Source organism: Sinomicrobium oceani (genome assembly GCF_900119185.1).
In the GTDB taxonomy this organism is placed as follows: domain Bacteria; phylum Bacteroidota; class Bacteroidia; order Flavobacteriales; family Flavobacteriaceae; genus Sinomicrobium; species Sinomicrobium oceani.
The window spans coordinates 122,262-143,824 of sequence record NZ_FPJE01000003.1 but is presented as its reverse complement, the minus strand read 5'-3'; the positions used below and the strand labels follow the sequence as shown (position 1 = coordinate 143,824).

Annotated in this window: 21 protein-coding genes; 4 read left to right on the top strand and 17 right to left on the bottom strand. The window is 45.9% G+C overall.

Features of this window, described 5'->3' with window-relative positions; translation table 11 throughout:
* Positions 1–68: 68 nt before the first annotated feature.
* The 11 genes from BT112_RS03590 to BT112_RS03540 all read right to left on the bottom strand — a co-directional run bounded on the left by BT112_RS03590 (position 69) and on the right by BT112_RS03540 (position 12,155).
* On the bottom strand, positions 69–1,520 hold the full coding sequence (locus tag BT112_RS03590) for a tagaturonate reductase (protein ID WP_072315996.1): 1,452 nt from the start codon (positions 1,518–1,520) through the stop codon (positions 69–71).
* 84 nt (positions 1,521–1,604) lie between these two features.
* Positions 1,605–2,897: a TRAP transporter large permease gene (locus BT112_RS03585; protein WP_072315995.1), complete on the bottom strand. Its 1,293-nt coding sequence runs from the start codon at positions 2,895–2,897 to the stop codon at positions 1,605–1,607.
* Positions 2,894–3,361 (bottom strand): TRAP transporter small permease, encoded by a 468-nt coding sequence (locus BT112_RS03580; protein WP_072315994.1) that lies wholly within the window; start codon positions 3,359–3,361, stop codon positions 2,894–2,896. The genes BT112_RS03585 and BT112_RS03580 overlap by 4 nt, the downstream gene beginning before the upstream one ends.
* 43 nt (positions 3,362–3,404) lie before the next feature.
* Entirely contained in the window at positions 3,405–4,388 is a 984-nt protein-coding gene (locus tag BT112_RS03575) for a TRAP transporter substrate-binding protein (protein ID WP_072315993.1), read from the bottom strand.
* Positions 4,389–4,427: 39 nt separating this feature from the next.
* Positions 4,428–5,099, bottom strand: coding sequence for a bifunctional 4-hydroxy-2-oxoglutarate aldolase/2-dehydro-3-deoxy-phosphogluconate aldolase (locus BT112_RS03570; RefSeq protein WP_072315992.1), 672 nt, complete (start codon positions 5,097–5,099; stop codon positions 4,428–4,430).
* 64 nt (positions 5,100–5,163) lie between these two features.
* Positions 5,164–6,168 (bottom strand): sugar kinase, encoded by a 1,005-nt coding sequence (locus tag BT112_RS03565; protein ID WP_072315991.1) that lies wholly within the window; start codon positions 6,166–6,168, stop codon positions 5,164–5,166.
* An 88-nt stretch (positions 6,169–6,256) separates the two neighbouring features.
* On the bottom strand, positions 6,257–7,654 hold the full coding sequence (gene uxaC / locus BT112_RS03560) for a glucuronate isomerase (protein WP_072315990.1): 1,398 nt from the start codon (positions 7,652–7,654) through the stop codon (positions 6,257–6,259).
* 58 nt (positions 7,655–7,712) lie between these two features.
* A complete protein-coding gene (locus BT112_RS03555; RefSeq protein ID WP_083564790.1) occupies positions 7,713–8,498 on the bottom strand; it encodes a gluconate 5-dehydrogenase in 786 nt (261 codons plus the stop codon).
* An 82-nt stretch (positions 8,499–8,580) separates the two neighbouring features.
* Positions 8,581–9,417, bottom strand: coding sequence for a 5-dehydro-4-deoxy-D-glucuronate isomerase (kduI, locus tag BT112_RS03550; protein ID WP_072315989.1), 837 nt, complete (start codon positions 9,415–9,417; stop codon positions 8,581–8,583).
* 367 nt (positions 9,418–9,784) lie between these two features.
* On the bottom strand, positions 9,785–11,158 hold the full coding sequence (locus tag BT112_RS03545) for a M20/M25/M40 family metallo-hydrolase (RefSeq protein WP_072315988.1): 1,374 nt from the start codon (positions 11,156–11,158) through the stop codon (positions 9,785–9,787).
* A 118-nt stretch (positions 11,159–11,276) separates the two neighbouring features.
* Positions 11,277–12,155: a PPK2 family polyphosphate kinase gene (locus BT112_RS03540; RefSeq protein ID WP_072315987.1), complete on the bottom strand. Its 879-nt coding sequence runs from the start codon at positions 12,153–12,155 to the stop codon at positions 11,277–11,279.
* Between the two features lie 234 nt (positions 12,156–12,389).
* Here BT112_RS03540 and map point away from each other — a divergent pair, with 234 nt between their 5' ends.
* A complete protein-coding gene (gene map / locus BT112_RS03535) occupies positions 12,390–13,208 on the top strand; it encodes a type I methionyl aminopeptidase (RefSeq protein WP_072315986.1) in 819 nt (272 codons plus the stop codon).
* 55 nt (positions 13,209–13,263) lie between these two features.
* Positions 13,264–14,031 carry a class I SAM-dependent methyltransferase gene (locus BT112_RS03530; RefSeq protein ID WP_072315985.1) on the top strand — a complete coding sequence of 256 codons (768 nt, stop codon included), beginning with the start codon at positions 13,264–13,266 and terminating at the stop codon, positions 14,029–14,031.
* 42 nt (positions 14,032–14,073) lie between these two features.
* Here BT112_RS03530 and BT112_RS03525 read toward each other — a convergent pair whose 3' ends face one another.
* Together BT112_RS03525 and BT112_RS03520 are read right to left on the bottom strand one after the other, a co-directional pair.
* A complete protein-coding gene (locus BT112_RS03525; protein WP_245776978.1) occupies positions 14,074–15,111 on the bottom strand; it encodes an FAD:protein FMN transferase in 1,038 nt (345 codons plus the stop codon).
* The gene (locus BT112_RS03520) at positions 15,086–15,445 is read right to left on the bottom strand and encodes a Na(+)-translocating NADH-quinone reductase subunit F (protein ID WP_072315984.1); all 360 of its coding nucleotides are present in this window, start codon (positions 15,443–15,445) and stop codon (positions 15,086–15,088) included. Before BT112_RS03520 ends, BT112_RS03525 begins: the two co-directional genes overlap by 26 nt.
* Before the next feature lie 138 nt (positions 15,446–15,583).
* Here BT112_RS03520 and BT112_RS03515 point away from each other — a divergent pair, with 138 nt between their 5' ends.
* The gene (locus BT112_RS03515; protein WP_072316150.1) at positions 15,584–16,141 is read left to right on the top strand and encodes a YeeE/YedE family protein; all 558 of its coding nucleotides are present in this window, start codon (positions 15,584–15,586) and stop codon (positions 16,139–16,141) included.
* A gap of 29 nt (positions 16,142–16,170) precedes the next feature.
* A complete protein-coding gene (locus tag BT112_RS03510; protein ID WP_072315983.1) occupies positions 16,171–16,584 on the top strand; it encodes a DUF6691 family protein in 414 nt (137 codons plus the stop codon).
* Between the two features lie 69 nt (positions 16,585–16,653).
* On the opposite strand, the gene BT112_RS03505 is transcribed toward BT112_RS03510, so the two are convergent.
* From BT112_RS03505 to BT112_RS03490, 4 genes are all read right to left on the bottom strand, one after another.
* Positions 16,654–18,690: a dipeptidyl-peptidase 3 family protein gene (locus BT112_RS03505; RefSeq protein ID WP_072315982.1), complete on the bottom strand. Its 2,037-nt coding sequence runs from the start codon at positions 18,688–18,690 to the stop codon at positions 16,654–16,656.
* A gap of 195 nt (positions 18,691–18,885) precedes the next feature.
* The gene (gene nqrF, locus BT112_RS03500; RefSeq protein ID WP_072315981.1) at positions 18,886–20,184 is read right to left on the bottom strand and encodes an NADH:ubiquinone reductase (Na(+)-transporting) subunit F; all 1,299 of its coding nucleotides are present in this window, start codon (positions 20,182–20,184) and stop codon (positions 18,886–18,888) included.
* A 19-nt stretch (positions 20,185–20,203) separates the two neighbouring features.
* On the bottom strand, positions 20,204–20,818 hold the full coding sequence (nqrE, locus tag BT112_RS03495; protein ID WP_072315980.1) for an NADH:ubiquinone reductase (Na(+)-transporting) subunit E: 615 nt from the start codon (positions 20,816–20,818) through the stop codon (positions 20,204–20,206).
* Positions 20,819–20,849: 31 nt separating this feature from the next.
* Complete coding sequence (locus BT112_RS03490; protein WP_139275987.1) at positions 20,850–21,563, bottom strand: NADH:ubiquinone reductase (Na(+)-transporting) subunit D; 714 nt, start codon at positions 21,561–21,563, stop codon at positions 20,850–20,852.

Genomic DNA, 21,563 nt, shown 5'->3' with positions numbered 1-21,563 from the left:
TCACCTTTTACTTTTTTGCAGAAAGACCTGTTGATGTGCCCTTAAATTCTGGTCCCCGGCGCAAAGTACTACACAGGGGCCTGTTCAAAATGCTTAAGTCCCGCTTCTACGCCATATTTATCTATGGTCTCCAGGGCTAAGGCTATGGCCTCTTCGAGCCCGGGAATGGTTTTGGTAAGATCTTCATCCCAGAAACCGGCATTACCCAGTATTTTACGGGCGGTTTCCCTGTAATCTCCGGATGCCCAGGCTGCCTCAAAAAACGCCACGATATCTTTACTATCCTGCACCGGAAGCTCCTCGCCCTGCCATGTCTTTTTATAAAAACGAATCAGACAAGCCATGGCAAATACGAGATGCGAAGGAAGCTTTCCTTTAATGTTGTAATACCCGGTAAGGCTTGGTAATACCCTTACTTTGAACTTGGATATGGAATTGAGCGCAATACTCGCCAGCCGGTGTTTTATAAACGGGTTCCGGAAACGGTCCATCACCTGTTCGGCAAATTCTTTCAGTTCTTCCTCGTTCATATCAAGTGTGGGGATAATCTCGTTAAATACGATCTTCTTCACAAAATCCCCCGTAAATTCCCCGTCTACCGTTTCCTTGACCGTATCGTTTCCGTAAAGCAGCGAGAACGGTACCATAGCGGTGTGAGCCCCGTTGAGTATACGAACCTTCCGGGTACGGTAAGGCTGGATACTGTCTACGATCTTTATATCGAGACCGGCTTTGTGCAACGGTATTTTCCTTGTCAGACTTTCATCTCCTTCGATAACCCAAAGCAAAAAGGTCTCAGCGGATACGATGAGATTATCTTTGTAAGACAAACCGCTTTCGTATTCCGGGAGCTGATCTTTTGGATATCCCGGGACAATACGGTCCACCAGTGTGTTGTGAAAACTGTTATGCTTCTCGATCCAGTTTTTAAAAGCATCTCCGAGCTTCCATAAAGCGACGTATTGCAGGATCACCGCTTTCAGGGCACCGGCATTGTCATTGATGAGCTCGCACGGAATAATGGTTAATCCTTTGGCCGGGTCACCATCGAAATAGCGGAACCTTTCATACAATAATACCGTCAGTTTTGCAGGGAACGAAGCAGGTGGCTGCATACCGGGAGTATCTTTTTCATCAAAAGCTATTCCGGCTTCGGTGGTGTTGGAGATTACAAACTCCAGGTGCTCTTCTGTCGCCAGGTCGAGGTATTGTGTATAATCCGTATACGGATTTATTCCTTTCTGGATACAGGATATCAGCCGGTCTTCCTGTATTTCTTTTCCTTTTTGTACCCCTTTCATAAAAAGGGTGTATAAACCATCCTGCGCATTAATCATATCGATCAACCCACCCTGCAGCGGTTGTACTACAACTACTCCGGCCTCAAAACCAGCCTCTTCATTGAGTTTATCAATCACATAATCTACGAAGGCCCTCAGAAAATTGCCTTCCCCGAATTGTACCACCTTTACCGGTAACTGGGATTCCAGTCCCTGGCTTTTCCTGTCCAGTTTTTTCATTTATTTGGTTCGTTTGTATTCTTTTTCAGCATTGTTTTATATAATATTCTTCGATTTTCCCTCTTCATATTTCACCCTTTCCGATCAATCATCCATAAGCCCGGGCAACCAGGTCGAAATCTCCGGAATATAGGTAACGAGTAACAATACGATGAGCATGGCTATAAACAGGGGGATCAGTGGTTTTATAACTTTTTGTATCGTGGTCTTTGCGATCCCCACACCGACAAAAAGTACCGATCCTACCGGAGGAGTACATAGCCCTACACAGAGATTCATCACCATCATAATACCGAAATGTACCGGGTCTACACCGAGGTCCTTTACTACTGGGAGAAATATCGGGGTAAAAATGAGTACTGCAGGGGTCATGTCCATAAACATCCCTACAAACAGCAGAATAAGGTTGATCATGAGTAATATCACATACTTATTATCACTCAGTCCCAGAAGGGCCGAACTCACCGATTGGGGTATATCTTCATAAGACATCACCCACGACATCGCCATTGATGTTGCAATGAGCAGCATGACAATGGAATTGGTGCGTACTGAGCCCAAAAATACGCTGTACAGCTTTTTCATATCCATTTCCCTGTATACAAAAGACAGGATAAGGCTGTACAAAACGGCAATTCCGGAAGCTTCGGTAGCCGTAAATATACCCGCGACAATACCTCCTATGACAACGACCAGGAGAAAGAGGCTCGGAAATGCATGCAGAAAGGACGTAAATATCTGTTTTACCGACGATCTTTCCCCGGCAGGATATTTCTTGCGTTTTATCCATACGGCAGCCACTCCCATCAATGCGAGCCCCATGAGGATTCCCGGTACATAACCGGCCAGGAACAATGCCGCAATGGACACCCCTCCGCTGGCCAGGGAATATACGATAAGAATATTGGACGGCGGAATAACCAGCCCGGTTGTCGATGAAGTTACATTCAGCGCAGCCCCGAACTCTTTGGAATACCCTTCCTTCTCCATATGCGGGCCGAGAATTCCTCCGATAGCGGAAGTAGCAGCAAGGGCAGAGCCCGAAATAGCCCCGAACAACATGGCGGAAATTACATTCACATAAGACAATCCGCCGGGCAAGGCCCCGATAAGGGATTTGGCAAATGTGATCAGCCTTTCGGCAATTCCTCCCTGGTTCATGATCTGACCGGCAAGTACAAAAAACGGAATGGCCAGCAATGCAAAACTATCCAGTCCGGTAGCCATCCGCTGGGCTACGGTAGTAAATGCCGGAAGCGATTCTATGGTGACAAGCATGGTAAGCAGACTCGAAATACCGATGCTCCACGCTACAGGTACACCAATACCCAAAAGTATTATAAACGATATCAATAATATAAGTATCTCGGTAATCATGTCAGGTAGTTTTTGGGATTTCTGATTTCAATCCATTTGTAAATAAGGATGACTACTCCGCTTACCGGGATAACGGTATATACGTATGACAACGGCAAGTGAAGGGCTGCGGAACTCTGCCCGAGAATATGATTGAGGTATACCAGCCTTGACCCTCCGATAATAAATACAAGTACACTAAAGAGCATGATGAGCCCGTTGATAAATATGCGGAGTTTAACGCGGTTGGTTTCATTCAGCCGCGGGGGCAGAATTTCTATAGCCAGGTGATCCTGCTGTCCGGAGCAGTACGCCGCCCCGAGTATCCCTACCCATATCAGTAAAAAACGGGCTATTTCTTCCGTTACGGAGCTCGGTGCATTTAATATATACCTGGAGAAGACCTGCCAAAGGACAGCCAGAACCAGAATAACCAGGAGCAATACAAGAAAGCCTCCCAATAGCTTATCTATTTTTTTCTTCATAATCTGTTTCGTTGGTTTTTTAAGAACTGATGATTTTACAGGGTTATTCGGCCTGGATAGCTTCTATGAGTTCCTTAAGGTGTTTATCTTTTTTAAAGTCTTCATACATCCCGGACACCTTTTCCCTGAAGGGTTCCTTATCAGGGTATATAACTTCCACACCGGCTTTTTTAATCTCTTCGAGGGCATGGTTTTCGGCTTCTTCCCATATCTTTCTTTCGTAGACCACCGACTCTCTGGCAGCTTCTTCCAACCATGTCTTTTCCTGGTCGTTGAGCCCGTCCCAGATCGTGGTACTGATAAGCAGCATGTCCGGAAGGTTGGTATGCTCATCTACGATATAGAATTTACAGACCTCGTAGTGGTGAGACAGGTAAAAGCTGGGAAGGTTATTTTCTGCCCCGTCTACGATGCCCTGCTGTAGTGCCGTATAAAGTTCTCCCCAGGAAATCGGGGTTGGTGATCCGCCGAGTTCCCGGACCATATCTATAGCTGTCTGGCTTTCCATAACACGAAGTTTCTGTCCTGCCAGGTCTTCCGGTTTATGCACGGGCTTTTTGGTATAAAAGCTTCGGCTCCCGGCATCGTAAAATGCCATTCCTTTCAACCGTACACCAAGGCTTGCATCCAACAACTCTTGCCCGATCTCTCCATCCAGTACTTTATTGGCATGGGCCTTATCACGGAACAAGAAGGGTAAACCGAAAAGTCTCAGATCCGGTACAAAATTTTCGAGTACGCCTACCGAAACTTTGGTCATCCCGAGACTCCCTATTTGTAATAACTCCAGACATTCCCGCTCGGTACCGAGTTGCTGACTGGGGTATATTTTTATCTGCATGCTTCCGCCGGATTTTTCGGCGAGTCGTTCGGCCATAAAAGTCATAGCCTCATGTACGGGATGGGAGGCATCAAGCCCGTGCCCGAGCTTTATTACTTTTACCTTACTCGCTTCTCCGCAGGAAACAAATACGGTAAAAACAAGAAGCAGGACCGTATATGTGAAGAACTTCGTTTTTTGTGTCATTGGTTTGGGTGAGATTGATTGATTTTATTGCTGTTCCGGTTACTTTCGGAGATTACTTATCGTATCCAGAACCTTTTTAACAGTATGGGTTACGCCTTCGTAATCGAAACTGCCATCTGCTTTTTTAACAAACAGTTTCGATCCTATACCTACGCAATGTACACCGGCTTTGAACCAGGAAGAGAGGTTGTCTTCGGTAGGTTCCACTCCGCCCGTAGGCATAATGCTCGTCCAGGGAAATGGTCCTTTGACGGCCTTTACAAATTCAGGCCCTCCGACCTGGGTTCCGGGAAATATCTTTACGACTTCCGCACCTAGCTCCTCCGCATAGGAGATCTCGGTAAGCGAACCGCATCCGGGCGACCATAATACTTTTCTCCGGTTGCACACTTTGGCCATTTCCGGGTGAAGTACCGGAGAAACTATAAATGCCGCTCCCAATTGCAGGTACAGCGATGTAGTTCCGGGATCCACTACGGAGCCTACCCCGAGTATCATCTCCGGAAGTTCTTTTTCGGCATACCTGTTGAGCTCGGCAAAAACCTCATGGGCATAATCTCCCCTGTTTGTAAATTCGAAAACTCTGGCGCCACCATCATAACAGGACTTTAAAATGGCTTTGCATACTTCCGTATCCCGGTGATAGAATACCGGTACCATACCGGTTTCCTTCATCTTTAACGCTACGGATATTCTTGTAAATCGGGACATCAGTTAATTCGTTTAGGTGTTATCTTTTCTTATGTTTGTTGTTCATCTTGCTCCTGCCGGAGAACTATCGCTTAATACGTCCGGAGATATTCCCCTCTACCACGTCGATAACTTCGGCTACGGAAACCAGGTTTACATCCCCTTCTATAGTGTGTTTCAATGCACATGCGGCATTGGCAAAGGCAATGGTTTTCTGATCGTCATAATGCTGAAGCCCGTAGATAAGCCCCGCTGCATACGCGTCTCCTGTGCCTATACGATCTACAACGTGAGCCACTTCAAGCGCTTCGGTCTCAAGATAGTCTTTACCGTTCCAGGCACGGGCACTGATTTTCTGGGCCGAAGCATTGCCCCCGTTACGAACCTTATCGAAAACCTTGGCCAGATTAGGATATTCCTTTAAAAGTGTTTTCGCAGCTTCGATAAAGCCTTCCCGGTCTCCGGTATAAGAGGTACCGAGTATTTCGTTGATCTCGTTAACTCCTCCGATGAATACCGTAGAATACCTTAATAATCCCGACAATATGCTGCGGGCATCCTGTCCGTAATTCCACAGGTCTTTCCGATACGTAGGATCGGCCGTAATGTGCACACCTTTCTCAAAAGCTTTTTTCAGGCCTTCTTCAAGGGTTTTCCAGGCACCTTCGGAAATTGCCGGGGTGATTCCCGTCCAGTGGAACCAATCCGCATCTTCGAGAACCTCTTCCCAATTTACCATTCCGGGTTCTATTCCCGCAAAAGCGGAGTGTGCCCTGTTGTAAGCAATGGTGCTTGACCTCATAACGGCCCCTACCTCCAGGAAATAAAGCCCCAGTGGTGCCTGGTGCCTGATCACCGCCGAAGTATCTATACCATAGCGTTTCATCGTACTGGTCGCTGCCTGTCCGACGATGTCGTCAGACACACAGGTCACATGCTTTACCTCGTTTCCGAAGTTGGCCAGTGAAGCCCCTACGTTCATTTCGGTCCCACCGAAATAAAACTCCAGCGTACTGCTCTGGCTTATTTTTTTATACCCTTCGGGGGAAAGGCGCATGAGTACCTCTCCGAAAGTAATTGTCTTACTCATAAAATACCGTGTTTGATTGGCAATGTAACGATTTTTACCGTCCGTTTCCCCTGATTTTCCTTCCTGAAAACAAATCTTTTACGGTTTGTTAAAACTCGAAATATTCTTTGGCATTATTATAGCAGATATCCGAAATAATCTTTCCTATCCATTCCATGTCCTCAGGTAATTCTCCCCGCTGTATTTCTTCACCGAAAAGGTTGCAAAGCAATCTCCGGAAATACTCGTGTCTCGGAAAAGAAAGAAAACTTCTCGAATCGGTCAGCATGCCCACGAAACAACTGATAAGTCCCATATTGGAGAGTGCATTCATCTGCTTGGTCATCCCGTCTTTCTGATCCAGGAACCACCAGGCCGAACCGAACTGTATTTTACCTTTGACACTTCCATCGTTGAAATTACCGATCATACTGGCCATAACCTCGTTAAAAGCAGGATTCAGGTTATACAAAATTGTCCTGGCCAGCTTGTCCTGACTATCGAGTCTGTTGAGAAATCTGGACAACGCTACCGATTGCGTAAAATCACCGATAGAATCCCACCCGGTATCGGGACCGAGAAGGTCGTTCATCCGGCTGTTGTTATTTCGCAATGCCCCGAGGTGAAACTGTTGCACCCACCCGAGTTCTGCATAGGTTTCGGAAAGGAAAAACAGTACGGCACTCTGAAACTTCAGGGCTTCCTTATCACTTACTGGTTCTCCCTTTCTTTTCCTATCAAAAATGGTCCTGACTTCTGCTTCGGTATACTCCTCACTGTATATATGCTCCAGTCCGTGGTCGGAGACCCTGCTCCCGTTATCGTGAAAATACTGTATCCTTTTTTTCAGGGCATCCAAAAGGTCATTGTATGTAGTGATGGATATACCGGCTGCGTCACCGAGTTTATCCATATAATCGTTAAATCCCGCATTGGAGATCATGATGGCCTTGTCCGGGCGAAAAGAAGTCGTCATTTTCAGATGTTGTCCTTCCCCGGCAAGTTTCCGGTGATGTTCGAGCGTATCCGTGGGATCTTCGGTAGTACATACCACTTCGACATTCATCTGTGCCAGCAGATTACGGCAGCTGTATTCCCTGGTTTTCAGTTTTTCGTTTACCTGGTCATAGATCGCATCGGCATTCTTCTCATGGAGCAACTCTCCGATCCCGAAATACCTTTTCAATTCGAGATGTGTCCAATGGTATAACGGATTACGCAGGGTGTAAGGTACCGTTTTGGCCCAGGCCCGGAATTTTTCCCGGTCCGGTGCATTCCCCGTTATATATTTTTCATCGATCCCCAAAGCCCGCATCCCCCGCCATTTGTAATGATCTCCGTCGATCCACAATTGCGTAAGGTTATCAAAAATCCGATCCGAAGCAATGTCACCCGGCGACAAATGGCAATGATAATCTATGATAGGCTGTTTTTCGGCATAATCAAAATACAGTGCTCTTGCGTAATCATTGTTCAGCAAAAAGCTTTCATCCTTAATAAAACTCATAATCTGTTATTATCTGAATTTTTTATCACTTTCAGGGCACATGAAAATGCCCTGATCTTTATTTTTCATTGGCAGGCTTACCTATCGTAGCCAGGATTCCGCCATCTACATATACAATCTGGCCATTGACAAAATCACTGGCCCCGGAAGCCAGGAATACTACCGTACCGGCAAGGTCTTCGGGGTTTCCCCAACGTCCCGTAGGTGTGCGGTTGATGATAAATTCGTTGAACGGGTTACCATCCACCCGTATCGGCGCCGTCTGCGAAGTCGCAAAATACCCGGGACCTATACCATTGACCTGGATATTGTATCTGGCCCATTCGGTGGCCAGGTTGCGGGTAAGCATTTTCAAGCCACCTTTGGCAGCAGCATAGGCACTGACATTATTACGGCCCAGCTCGCTCATCATCGAACAGATGTTGATGATCTTTCCACCTTTGCGTTCTACCATTCCTTTTGCCACGAGTTTACTCATGATAAAAGGTCCCACGAGATCCACGTCTATCACCCGGCGAAAATCGTCTACTTCCATATCAAGGGCAAGTTCACGCTTTATAATCCCCGCATTATTCACCAGGATATCTATGGGGCCGACCTCCTTTTCTATCTTATTTACATTCAGCACGGCAGCCTTTTCATCCGTAACGTCAAAAATATACCCGGAAGCCTGGTAACCTTCGGACCGGTAATGCTTCAGCGCCTCTTCTAATTTGGACGGGGTAGTACTCGTTATCACAAGCTCCGCGCCTGCCCGGCCAAGCCCTTCGGCCATGGCCATTCCGAGGCCATGAGTACCTCCGGTGATCACAGCTCTCTTATTTTTTAAACTGAATAAATCCATAAGGTATTTCATTTGGAATATTACAATCGTCACAAAATGCTTCAACAGGTAAAGCACATGCCTGACGACTTATTTAGTATTTTTATCTCATTTCATTCGGAGGACATACGTCCATATCTCCATAATCCAGGTTTTCACCGGCCATGCCCCATATAAAGGAATAATTGGAAGTCCCCGCCCCGGAATGTATAGACCATTCCGGTGATAAAACCGCCTGATGGTTTTGCATGAATATATGCCTCGTTTCCTGCGGTTGTCCCATAAAATGACATACGGAATGGCCTTCGTCGAGGTCGAAATAGAAATAAGCTTCCATCCTGCGCTCATGGGTATGTGCCGGCATCGTATTCCATATATTACCTTCCACAAGTTCTGTCAGTCCCATTTGTAACTGGCAGGTTTCTACGATACTGTTAACAATCAGCTTGTTGAGTATTCTTTTATTGGCAGATTTATTGTCTCCGAGATGAATGACCTCGGCCTCGTTCTTGCCTATTTTTTTGGTCTGAAATTTTTGGTGTGCCGGAGCGGAGTTGATGTAAAAAAGCGGTTGTCCTTCACCGGATGCGGAAAAAATCACTTCCTTACTCTCCTTACTGATATACAGCGCCTCTTTTTTATCCAGGGTATACGCCACTCCATCTACTGTTACAGTTCCCGTAGCACCTACGTTAATAACTCCCATTTCCCGGCGGTCCAGAAAATGCTCCGATTTCAGGTAGGGTATGGTTTCCAGAACAAGATCTTTCTTTACGGGCATAGCTCCCCCGACAATATACCTGTCGTACATGGAGTAAGTGAGTTTGATTTCATCCTCCCTGAATACCGGTTCTATTAGAAATTCATCACGCAGCTTTTGCGTGTCATACGTCTTTGCGTCTGCAGGGTTAGCTGCATACCTGAATTCTGATGTAGTCATTGACAAATGTGTTTTGGTTAATGCAATCGATTACAAAAATATAAAACAAAAAATTGCCTGTGCTAATTTTTTTCTGTTTTTTTCAAAAAAATAAACCTTTTTTTAGTAAAAATCACAAGCTGTACCGTTAATTCACAAATCTATCAAATATTTTGGTCCTGCCAATAGGGGTTTTCTAAAAGATTTGGTAAAGTTTGTGAAATCAATCAGCAATACGCGGTTATTATTGATAAATATGTAGGTTTTCGTGAAAAACAAGCTACCCCAAACCTCCGTAGAGAAATTTTCCGGTTCTAAAATAAACAAGCCGGGAAAAATTCCCGGCTTGCACTTTTTTACGATTGGAAAAGTTGGTATTCAACAACTATTACTTCATGTATTTGTCGATCAGGTACACCAGGGAGGCCATAGTTGCGGCTCCGAGTTGCAGCTCGCGTTTATTGACATGTTCGAAAGTATCATTGGCCGCATGGTGATGGTCAAAATACCGCTGCGAATCCGGGAGCAATCCGGCCAGCAAGATCTCGTCTCCGGCAAGCGGACTGATATCGGCTCCGCTGTACCCTTTCTGAAAAAGGTGGATCAGGTATGGCTCAAACAGAGGCTTCCAGCTTCTGACCAGTTCCAGCTGCTGATCGGTCCCGTCGAGACTGAAACCTCTCGGGGTAAAACCTCCGGCATCGCTTTCGAGCGCAAAAATGTGCTTCTCTTTTCTGGCTTTGGCTTCTTCGGCGTATTTATTTCCTCCACGCAAACCATTCTCTTCATTCATAAACAAGACCACACGAAGGGTTCTTTTCGGCTTGTAACCGGTTTCTTTCAGCAGTCTCAGGACTTCCATACTCTGTACACAACCCGCTCCGTCATCATGTGCCCCGTCGCCGAGGTCCCAGGAGTCGAGGTGTCCGCCGACCACAATAACTTCTTCGGGGCGTTCGCTACCGGTAATTTCACCGATAACATTATACGATTTCACATCGTCAAACTGTCTGCAGGTTTGCCTGAGGTAGAACCGAAGATCCGGGTTCAGGGTGAGCATACCACTCAGGAGTTCGGCTCCGTTTGTACTGATCGCTGCGGCAGGAATACGCTGTGTTACGGGAATATCGCCGTAACTCATGGCTCCGGCATGCGGATAATCATCCAGACGCAGGTTCATAGAGCGGACAATAACTCCTACGGCACCGTACTTCCCGGCTTCCATGGCACCGGCGTAGCGCTGGTCCACACATCCTCCGTAAGCCTCAAAAGTCTGTATCAGGTCGGCCTGCATAGGGCGATTGTAAAACACGATCTTCCCTTCTATTTTTTCCCTTCCGAGTTTACTGAGCTCTTCAAGTCCCTGTACTTCTACAACCTGTGCCTTTATACCACTGGCTACCGTAGGTACGGAACCGCCAAGAGCACATACGGGAACATTTGTCGTCAAACCCGGGGACGTTTCTATATAAGCTATTTCAGGGGTTCCCCGTACCCATTTCGGTACCATGACCGGTTGTAGCCAGACTTTATCCAGCCCAAGGGAATCGAGTTGCTCCCTGGTATATTTTACGGCCCTTTCGGCATTCAATGAGCCGGAAAGGCGCCCCCCGATCTGGTTGGAAAGGTAATCCAGCCAATGATATCCTTTACCATTCAGTAAAGCCATATCATAAATAGCCCTGAGTTGTTTTTCGTCTTCTTGCTGGGCAAAAGACAGGACAGAAGTTATTAAAAGGACAAAAAGCACTGATCTTCTCATAGATGACAGGTCGTTTAGTAATATTCACAGCGGGATATGAACATCGCAGCAAATACGGTGTCATTCACTGTGCCATATATCCCGCCGACCCAAAAATAAGAACTATTACCCCACTATCCTATTCCTCTTCCAACTGTTTTTTGTAATCTTCAAGGTTGGCGAGCATTTCTTCATCGAGTTCCGGTTCCCTGACATTTTTATATGCGTTCAGCTCATCATAAAGGATACCGGCCAGGATCAGGCGGCATGCTGCTTTGTCGTCCGCAGGCAGTACATACCAAGGCGCATGCCGTGTAGACGTTCTGTTGATGGCCTCTTCATAATATTCCTGGTACTGATCCCAGAGTTTGCGCTCTTTGAGGTCACCGGGAGAGAATTTCCAGTTCTTGTTTTTCTTGTTCAGACGACGTAGCAGGCGTTGCCGTTGTTCTTCCCTGGAGAGATGGAGAAAAAACTTAAAAACAAGAGTTCCGTTTTCCGAAGCATTTTTCTCGAAATTATTTATTTGCTCAAAGCGTTTATCCCAGAATTCCGGACCGATATCTTCTACGGTATTTATTCCCGGAATATTTTCGTTCAGCACATACTCCGGATGAACGCGTGTGACCAGTACGTTCTCGTAATGTGTACGGTTAAAGACACTGAATTTCCCTCTTTCGGGTAGAGCAATGTAATGTCGCCACAAATAATCGTGTCGCAATTCGAGTGCCGAAGGGGTCTTGAAACTGTACACCACGACTCCCCGGGCATTGAGATCTTTAAAAACTTCCCGGATCAGACTGTCTTTGCCTGCTGTATCCATGCCCTGAATACAGATCAATACACCGTATTTGCCATGAGCATACATCCGGTTCTGAAATTCCGACAGTTTTTTACGCTCCTGAGACAAGGCCTTTTTCAACTCCTTTTTCTCCGCACCGAGTGTATTCTCCGTCGATATTTCTTTCAGAAGCACAGGAGCGTCCACCCTGTAATCCGAGGATTTTATTTTTTCCATAAATTATCGTTTAGGTTAAATATAGTAAGATTTTCATTAAATTCCTCCCGAAAGATCTTTGCCGGACAAGTTTACGGAAGCCCCCGGCAGCGCACGACAAAAATGATACCTTATGGAGCTACGTCGGTAATGTATCGCCCGAAACGGGAACTTTTGCATATTAATTCCTATTTTTGCGCCACAATACCATTCTCCGCCTTAAATGGGGAAGAATACTAAAAAAAACAGAAACGAATGATACAGATAAAAACACCGGAACAAATAGAACTGATGCGGGAAAGTGCCTTGATTGTTTCCAGGACACTCGGAGTGCTGGCCAAGGAAGTAAAACCCGGTGTTACTACACTGCAACTGGATAAACTTGCCGAAGAATTCATCAGGGACCACGGTGCGGAACCGGGCTTTCTCGGTTTATACGATTTCCCGAATACTCTTTGTATGAGTCCCAATGCCCAAGTGGTTCACGGTATTCCCAATGATACTCCCCTTGCCGAAGGCGATATTATCTCTATTGATTGCGGAGCTAAAAAAAACGGGTTCTACGGAGATCACGCCTACACCTTCGAAGTGGGCGAGGTAAGCCAGGAGGTTAAAAAACTGCTCCAGGTCACCAAAGAGTCTCTTTATGAAGGTATCAGGCATTTCCGCGCCGGAAACCGGGTGGGAGATGTTGGTTTTGCCATACAGCAATATTGTGAAGACCGGGGTTATGGCGTGGTCCGCGAACTGGTCGGACACGGATTGGGAACCAAGATGCACGAAGATCCCGAAATGCCGAATTACGGCAAAAGGGGACGCGGTAAAAAATTTACGGAAGGTATGGTTGTGGCTATCGAACCCATGATAAACATGGGGACCCAGCGTATCAAACAATTGCGTGACGGCTGGACAATCCTTACTGCCGATGGTAAGCCAAGCGCTCATTTCGAGCATGACGTCGCCATCGTAGACGGTAAGCCCGAACTACTGTCTACTTTTGCCTATATCTACGAAGCATTGGGGATACAGAGTAATGAAGAGGATGAATTCAGAAAAGAGGCTCTTAGTCTTTAACAGCCCGTTTCAGCATGCCCATACCTCTGACTTTTGTATTTAGCCGCTATTTCCGATGAAAAGGTTATTCAAGGCCATATTGCGTTTTATACCCAGGCCCCTGCTGATCAGGATGAGTTACTGGGTACGGCCCGTACTTGTATTTTTCATGCGGGGAAACCGCTTTACCGATCCTATCGACGGTAAGCATTACAGGGCTTTTCTCCCTTATGGGTATGAAAATCAGCGGGAAAATGTCCTCGCTCCGGGAACCCTCTCCCTGGAACGACACCGTTTGCTATGGCTTTACCTGAAACAGGAAACAGATTTTTTTACCACACCCAAAAAAGTATTGCACTTTGCTCCGGAACAGGCTTTTTACAAGCGGTTTCGCAGGCAGAAAAACCTCGATTACACCACCACCGACCTCGAATCGCCCCTGGCCGATGTAAAGGCCGACATCTGTAACCTTCCTTTTGAAACGGATAGCTTTGATGTGATCCTTTGCAATCACGTCCTCGAACATATTCCGGACGATACCAGGGCCATGCAGGAACTTTACCGCGTCCTCAAACCGGGCGGTATGGGAATTTTCCAGATTCCGCAGGAACTGGATCGTGAGCATACTTTTGAAGACGACACCATCACAGACCCGAGGGAACGTGCAGCGATATTCGGACAGTACGACCATGTCAGAGTCTACGGAAGAGATTATTTCGATAAGCTCCGCAGTATAGGTTTTACGGTAAAAGAGATCCATTATACGCAGCAACTATCCCCGGAACTGGTAGCACGATATGCCCTGGCCAAAGGAGAGATTATCCCCGTGTGTTTCAAATCCTGATAAGGATCCCTCACCGTTCCCGGCCTGTAGTACTCCGGTTATTCAGTCTACGATCAGTGACCTGAAGCCCGCTGTCATATACTTTTGCATTTCATTATTATCATCCAGGTAGAGAATAAAAGCGTGGACATCCGGTTTTCCTTTCAGGAATTCCTTTGCCCTTTCCAGTCCCATAACCATAAAGGTAGTTGCGTAGGCGTCGGCATCCATACAATCTTTCGCAAGAATAGTCGTGCTAAGCACATTTCCTCTCCTGGTATATCCACTTATGGGATCTATGGTATGAACGTATTTTTCGCCGGTAACCGAATCGGTTACTGTTTTGCGATAGTTACCCGAAGTCGCCATCCCCATGTCGTTGAGTTTTATCTTGGCTACGAACGAGCGCTCTTCATCTCCCTGTAACGGATCGTCGATCCCGACGATCCAGTCCCGGTCCTTTTCCGTATTTCTTCCGTGAGCTGCCAGTTCACCACCGACTTCGGCTATGAAATTCTCTATCCCCCGGTCGAGAAAAAAATCGACAATAACATCTACCGTATAGCCCTGCGCAATAGCGTTAAAATCGAAATAGATATTCCTGTTCTTTTTGCGTATGGTATGGTCCGGTGCCAGAGCCACTTTATCAAAACCACTGTATTGTAATAAACTGTCTACTTTAGTGCTGTCCAACGGTATGCGATGATGATCCGGACCAAATCCCCAAGCTCTGACCAGTTTTCCTACCGTCGGGTCAAAACTCCCGGAAGATTCCTCCCAGATACGCTGCGAAGCCAGGAACACATTCCTGAAATTCTCGTCGACTACTATCGTACTATCCCCTTCATTGATCCTGGATATATCGGAGTCGGGACGATATGCCGACATCGACATGTCAATGGAAAGCAGTATCGAGTCTATGGCCAGTTTCAGGTCTTCTTCGGGATGGTCCGTTATATAACGAATCGTGTAGGTACTCCCCTGTGCTTCCCCGTGTATTACTACAGCTTCCGCCTTCTTTACAGGCTGACAGCCCGTAAAGCACGAACTCAGCAATAAAACAATAGTTAATACACTAAACAATTTCCTGAATACCATCATAATTCACTATATAATTATGGCCTTTGACAACCGGTTTTTCATAATCTTCCGCATTGGCAATTCCTACACCTGCAAAAAAAGTACGTGCCTTGAACTTCAGCGCATGCTCCCTTACGATCTCCATATAAATAACATCAAAATTTTTGGGATTATCGGGGTACAATATCGCTTTGACGACTACAAAATGTAATTTCCTGTCTTTCAGACAGACAAACTGCGGATCTTTTTTAAGCTTGCTGTTTACCGCTACAAACTCAAAACCCTGACTTTCGAGATCTTTTCCCACCACATTCATGGCGAGATTGTGCAACTCCTGTTCACTCAAAACTTCCATAAGGCAAAGATACTTATTTTAAAAGGATTCGGAATGCAAAACCAATGCTGCATTTTCCCGCTGTCTCTGTAACTACAGTTACACAATTCCGGAAAGTTGTATGTATTTTTGCACGACAATTACACAGAGCAATTTATTATGGATTTTATTTTCAAGCCTTTTCCCTGGTATGTATCCGGGGTACTTATCGGAGCCGTTATGCTCCTGCTCATTTATATGGGGAAAAATTTTGGCATGTCTTCCAACCTGCGAACGCTGTGTTCCGTGATGGGTGGCGGAAAGTATGCCGGTTTTTTCCGTTTCGACTGGAAAACGCAACGATGGAACCTGATGGTCGTAGCCGGAGCTATGATAGGCGGTTATATTACAGTCCACTTTCTTTCGGACGGCAGTGGGGTAAATATCAATCCGGATACGATCGAACAACTCGCCCGTTTGAATATTGACGCCCCGGAAGGCAAACTGCTTCCGGATGCCATCTTCGGGATGGAGAATGCATGGACTCCAAAAGGCCTTCTCATTCTTCTCGGGGGTGGATTTCTCGTAGGGTTCGGAGCACGATATGCGGGCGGGTGTACTTCGGGACATGCCATAAGCGGTATCAGTAACCTCCAGCTCCCCTCTCTGATCGCAGTTATCGGTTTCTTTATCGGGGGTTTGATCATGTCTCATTATATTCTTCCTCTGATCTTTTAAAGAGAGGTTTTGTTTAAAAATCAACAGTTATGAAATATATAAAGTTTTTACTGGTCGGCATTTTCTTTGGTATTGTACTCACCAAATCCGAGGCTGTATCCTGGTACAGGATATACGAGATGTTCTTCTTCCAGTCTTTCCACATGTACGGAATCATTATGGTAGCGATCGGTACGGGAATTATAGGTATACAGTTTTTTAAACGCAGAAAAATAAAAAATACCGATGGGGAAACCATCAGTATCCCGGATAAGGAAAAGGGGATTACCCGCTATCTTGCAGGCGGAATTCTGTTCGGACTCGGATGGGCGCTTGCCGGTGCATGTCCCGGACCTATGTACATCCTCTTCGGAGCAGGGTTCTGGAGCATGGGACTCGTTATTCTCGGCGCATTGGCCGGTACTTTTGTCTATGGTCTTCTACAGAAAAGACTACCGCATTAGGAGAAAAAATTAAAAAAAGGCACTCCCGAATCTTCCGGAGTGCCTTTTTTTATCTGTAGTGGGCAGACATTAGTTTTCGACCGGCAGAAAACCATATTTATCGGAATACCAAAGCATCTGCTGTTCGAAGCTTTCCGGTTGCGTTACTCTGATGGCTGTGATCTCCCCTGCTTCATCGGTTTCCGGTACGAGTACCGGGTTTACAAACCCGCTGTAGGAGGCTGATTTAAATGCCTTATTTCGCTCCAGGACTTCTCTGTGAATGTCCTGATCCACTTTTACACCATATCCTTCTACAAGTGCCTTGGCTGCTTCGTAATCACCTTCCGATTTTATTCGTTGTGTTTCACGCAGCAACTGCCCGAACAACTCCCGCAGTTTATCGTAATCGTTTATATTGTAATAGGTCTTACCGTTTCTTTTTACCTGCTCAATAACATTGTCCTTCTTTCCTTTTTCATACACCCATGCAGATACCCATTGACGGTTACGCATATGAGCTTCTTCCACATCTTTACCCGGTTCGAGACGTATCAACTGGGTAAGCAGTCCGTTACGGATATAGCCATCGTATTCGGCCATAGCCACTTTACGATAGTCATCCACAAGTCCCAGTTCCTGAATTTTCGGGTCCATAATGAAGTATAGCCCCACGAGGTCCGCTCTTCCTTCTTCGAGTGTCGAAGCATAATTTTTCAACGTCTCTTTGGTTTCACCGACGCCCGGGTTCAGTTTACCCGAAGCATGGCCTATAACTTCGTGAAGTGCGGTATGGAGCTTCCCGCCCAGTTGTCCGTATGCACGGGCCAGTTCCAGTTCTTCTTTGTCATTTACAAATTCCTTCAGGCGGTCTCCGCTTCCCGCATTGTTATAGGCCTCTATAATATTACCCAGCGAAACAGATTTGGAGCCATGAGCGGTCCGGATCCAGTTTGCATTGGGAAGATTTACCCCGATCGGTGTACTCGGCGAAGCATCTCCGGCTTCTCCGGCCACGATCACAGTTTTATATGACACTCCGACTACATTCTCTTTTTTGTGCTCCGGCATCAGCGGGGCATGATCTTCAAACCATTGTGCGTGATGTGCCAGTACTTCCATTTTTGCAGACATCTCAAAATCTTTGATCTGCACTATAGACTCATAAGATCCCCGGTATCCCTTGGGATCGTTATACACCTCAATAAAGCTGTTGATATAATCTATATTGCCTTCTGTAGCCTCGGTCCAGGCTACATTATAATCATCCCACTTCTGCAGGTCACCACTTCTGTAATAATCGATAAGCAATCCGAGTGCTTTTCCCTGCTTTTCGTTTTCAGCTACCTCCTGCGCCTTTTCAAGCCAGCCAATGATCTCGTCTATAGCTGCACCATACATGCCACCGCTCTTCCATACTTTTTCAACCAGTTTGCCATCCTCCCTGACCAGTTTTGAATTCAGTCCGAAAGAAAGCGGTTTGGCGGGATCCGGAGATTTCATTTTAGCATAGAAAGCATCCACCTCATCATCACTGATACCCGGTCCGTAGAAATTAACAGCCGATCCCTTTATCAATCCTTTAGACGCATCGAGATTCACTTTTTTAGCGTCGGCATCGTTAAACAGTACTTCGGCGATAGTGCGGTCGAGTACGGTTCCGGTTTCGTCCAGAAGTTTGTCGAAATACGCTTTTTCAAAACCAGGCATGATCTTATCGTTCGAATAGTGATGGTGAATACCGTTGGAAAACCATACTCTCTTGAGGTACACTTCGAATGCTTTCCAGTCTTTGGAACTCTTATCTCCCTGGTACGTAGTATATATATGTTCCAGCGCTTCCCGTATGGCGAGATTATGCCTGTAGTTCTGATCCCACATCATATCCCTTCCGGAGAGCCCGGCCTGGGTGAGGTAGTATACCAGTTTCTGTTCTTTGAGTGTCAGGTTTTCCCAACCGGGTATCTGATAACGGAGCACACGAAGGTCGGCGAACTGTTCTACGACATGGTCGGTTTTTTTTTCAGCTACTTCCGGTTTTTTTTCCTGGCTCTCTTTTTTCTCATCGGCACAGGAGAAGAATAGTCCGCAAGCCAATGAAAAGCTAATCCACGTTTTTAGATTCATATTTTTGTGTATTTTTTAATAGATCAGCACAAAAATAACGAATATCTAACTATAACCGGGTGGTATGTTATAAAGATATACGCCTGCTGTTTTTTACACGACACTAAAACGGGCGTAGCAACTACGGAGATTGATAAAAAGAAAAAGCCGATACAGAAACTGCACCGGCTTTTTGGTATGTTATTATCGGGATTACTATCCTCCGAAATCGTCAAATCTGACGTTCTCCGGTGGTACTCCGAAGTCATCGCACATTTTCTCCACCGCTTTGTTCATCAACGGAGGTCCGCAGAAATAGAATTCTATATCCTCAGGTGCTTCGTGATGATTAAGGTATTGATCGATCACAGCCTGGTGTACAAAGCCTAAGAACCCGTCGCCTTCCGCATCGTCAACATTTTTCTTTTCGGTCCAGTTATCTTCCGGCAGCGGCTCGGACAATACGATGTAGAACTTGAAGTTAGGGAATTCCTGTTCGAGTTCTTTAAAATGATCCAGGTAGAAAAGTTCTCTCTTGGACCGTCCACCGTACCAGTAACTCACTTTCCGTCCTGTCTTCAATGTTTTGAAGAGGTGGTACAGGTGAGAGCGCATAGGCGCCATTCCGGCTCCACCACCGACATACAGCATTTCGGACTCGGAAGGATTGATAAAGAATTCTCCGTAAGGTCCGGAAATAGTTACTTTATCACCTTCTTTCCTGGAGAAGATATAAGAAGAGGCTATACCGGGATTCACATCCATCCATCCATTCTTTGCACGGTCCCAGGGCGGAGTGGCAATCCTTACGTTAAGCATGATCTCCCGCCCTTCTGCAGGATAGGAAGCCATGGAATAAGCCCGTTCTACGGTCTCATCATTCTTCATCGTAAGTGGCCACAGGTTGAATTTATCCCACTCCATCTTGAACTTCTCGGGATCTCCGGGATGCTCTTTAGGGTGTGCGGTAATATCGATATCTTTATACTCCACTACACATTTCGGAATCTCAATCTGTATGTAACCTCCGGGCTGATAATCCATATCTTCCGGGATTTCCACAACGAATTCCTTGATAAAAGATGCTACGTTATAATTACGTACTACAACAGCTTCCCATTTTTTCACACCGAATACTTCTTCGGGCACCTCAATGGTCATATCCTGTTTTACCTTAACCTGGCAACCGAGACGCCATCCTTCGGCGATCTCTTTTCTGGTGAAATGCGGCTCTTCGGTAGGCAGGATATTCCCACCACCTTCGAGTACACGACATTTACACTGGATACAGGTACCTCCTCCACCACAGGCAGAAGGCAAAAATATTTTATTGTTTCCCAGAGTGGACAACAATGTCCCTCCCGAAGAAACTTCCACATCCTTTTCTCCGTTGATATGCAGTGAAACGGGCCCTGAAGGTACCAGCTTGGATTTAGCACCCAAAAGGATAGCGACAAGCACCAGGATCAACAACAAAAAAACAACTATACTCGCTAAGATTACTGAATAATCCATATCTTATATATAAAACGATTTATAATGAAATTCCCATAAAACTCATAAAGCCGATGGCCATGAGTCCGGTAATGATGAATGTAATCCCGAGACCACGAAGGGGAGCAGGTACATTGGAATATGTGATCTTTTCACGGATAGCTGCGATCGCGAGGATTGCAAGGAACCAGCCGATACCGGAACCTACACCGTAAATAGCGGACTCTCCTACACTTCCGAAATCTTTCTGTTGCATAAACAGTGACCCCCCGAGGATGGCACAGTTTACCGCAATCAGCGGAAGGAAGATTCCCAATGCTCCGTATAGTGCCGGAGCAAATTTCTCTACAACCATTTCCACGAGCTGTACCATGGAGGCAATAACCGCGATAAACATGATAAAGCTGAGGAAGCTCAGGTCTACATTCTTATATTCTGCACCAAGCCATGACAAAGCGCCGGGCTTCAGCAGGTAATTATCCATCAGGTAGTTGATCGGAACGGTGATTGCCAGTACGAAAATAACGGCAGCTCCAAGACCAACAGCAGTTTTTACGGTTTTAGATACCGCAAGGTAAGAACACATGCCCAGAAAGTAGGCAAAAATCATGTTCTCTATGAAGATACTCTTTACAAAAAGATTTACGTAATCCATATTTCTGATTTTTACAAGGCTGTTGTTACCTCTATTCTTTTTCGATTAATTTTCTGTTTTTGGAACGCTGTACCCAAATGATGATACCAACAGTAACCAGAGCCATAGGGGGGAATAACATAAAACCGTTATTTTCATATCCCATCGCATACAATCCGGTAGATTCTGCCAGAGTTACTCCTTTGTGACCGAGAACTTCATACCCGAAAAGTTTACCGGACCCGAGCAATTCACGGAAGAAGGCTACCATAATAAGGATAAGTCCGTACCCTGCAGCGTTACCGATACCATCCAGGAAAGACTTCCACGGACCGTTACCAAGAGCAAATGCCTCGAGACGTCCCATAAGAATACAGTTAGTAATAATGAGCCCCACAAATACGGAAAGCTGTTTACTAACATCATAAGCATAAGCTTTTAAGACCTGGTCTACCAGGATAACCAACGAAGCTACGATAACAAGCTGTACGATAATACGGATACGGCTCGGGATCAGGTTTCGGAGAAGCGACACGATGACGTTACTACATGCGAGTACGGCCAGTACCGCAAGACTCATTACAAGTGCAGGCTTTAACTGCACTGTGATCGCAAGTGCAGAACATATTCCCAGTACCTGTACGGTAATCGGGTTGTCATCGCCTAACGGGTCTGACATCAGCTTCCTGTTTTTCTTGGAAAAAAGAGGTTCTTTCTCTTCCGATACGAACAGGACTATAGGTGACTTTTTCTCTTTTTTACTCAT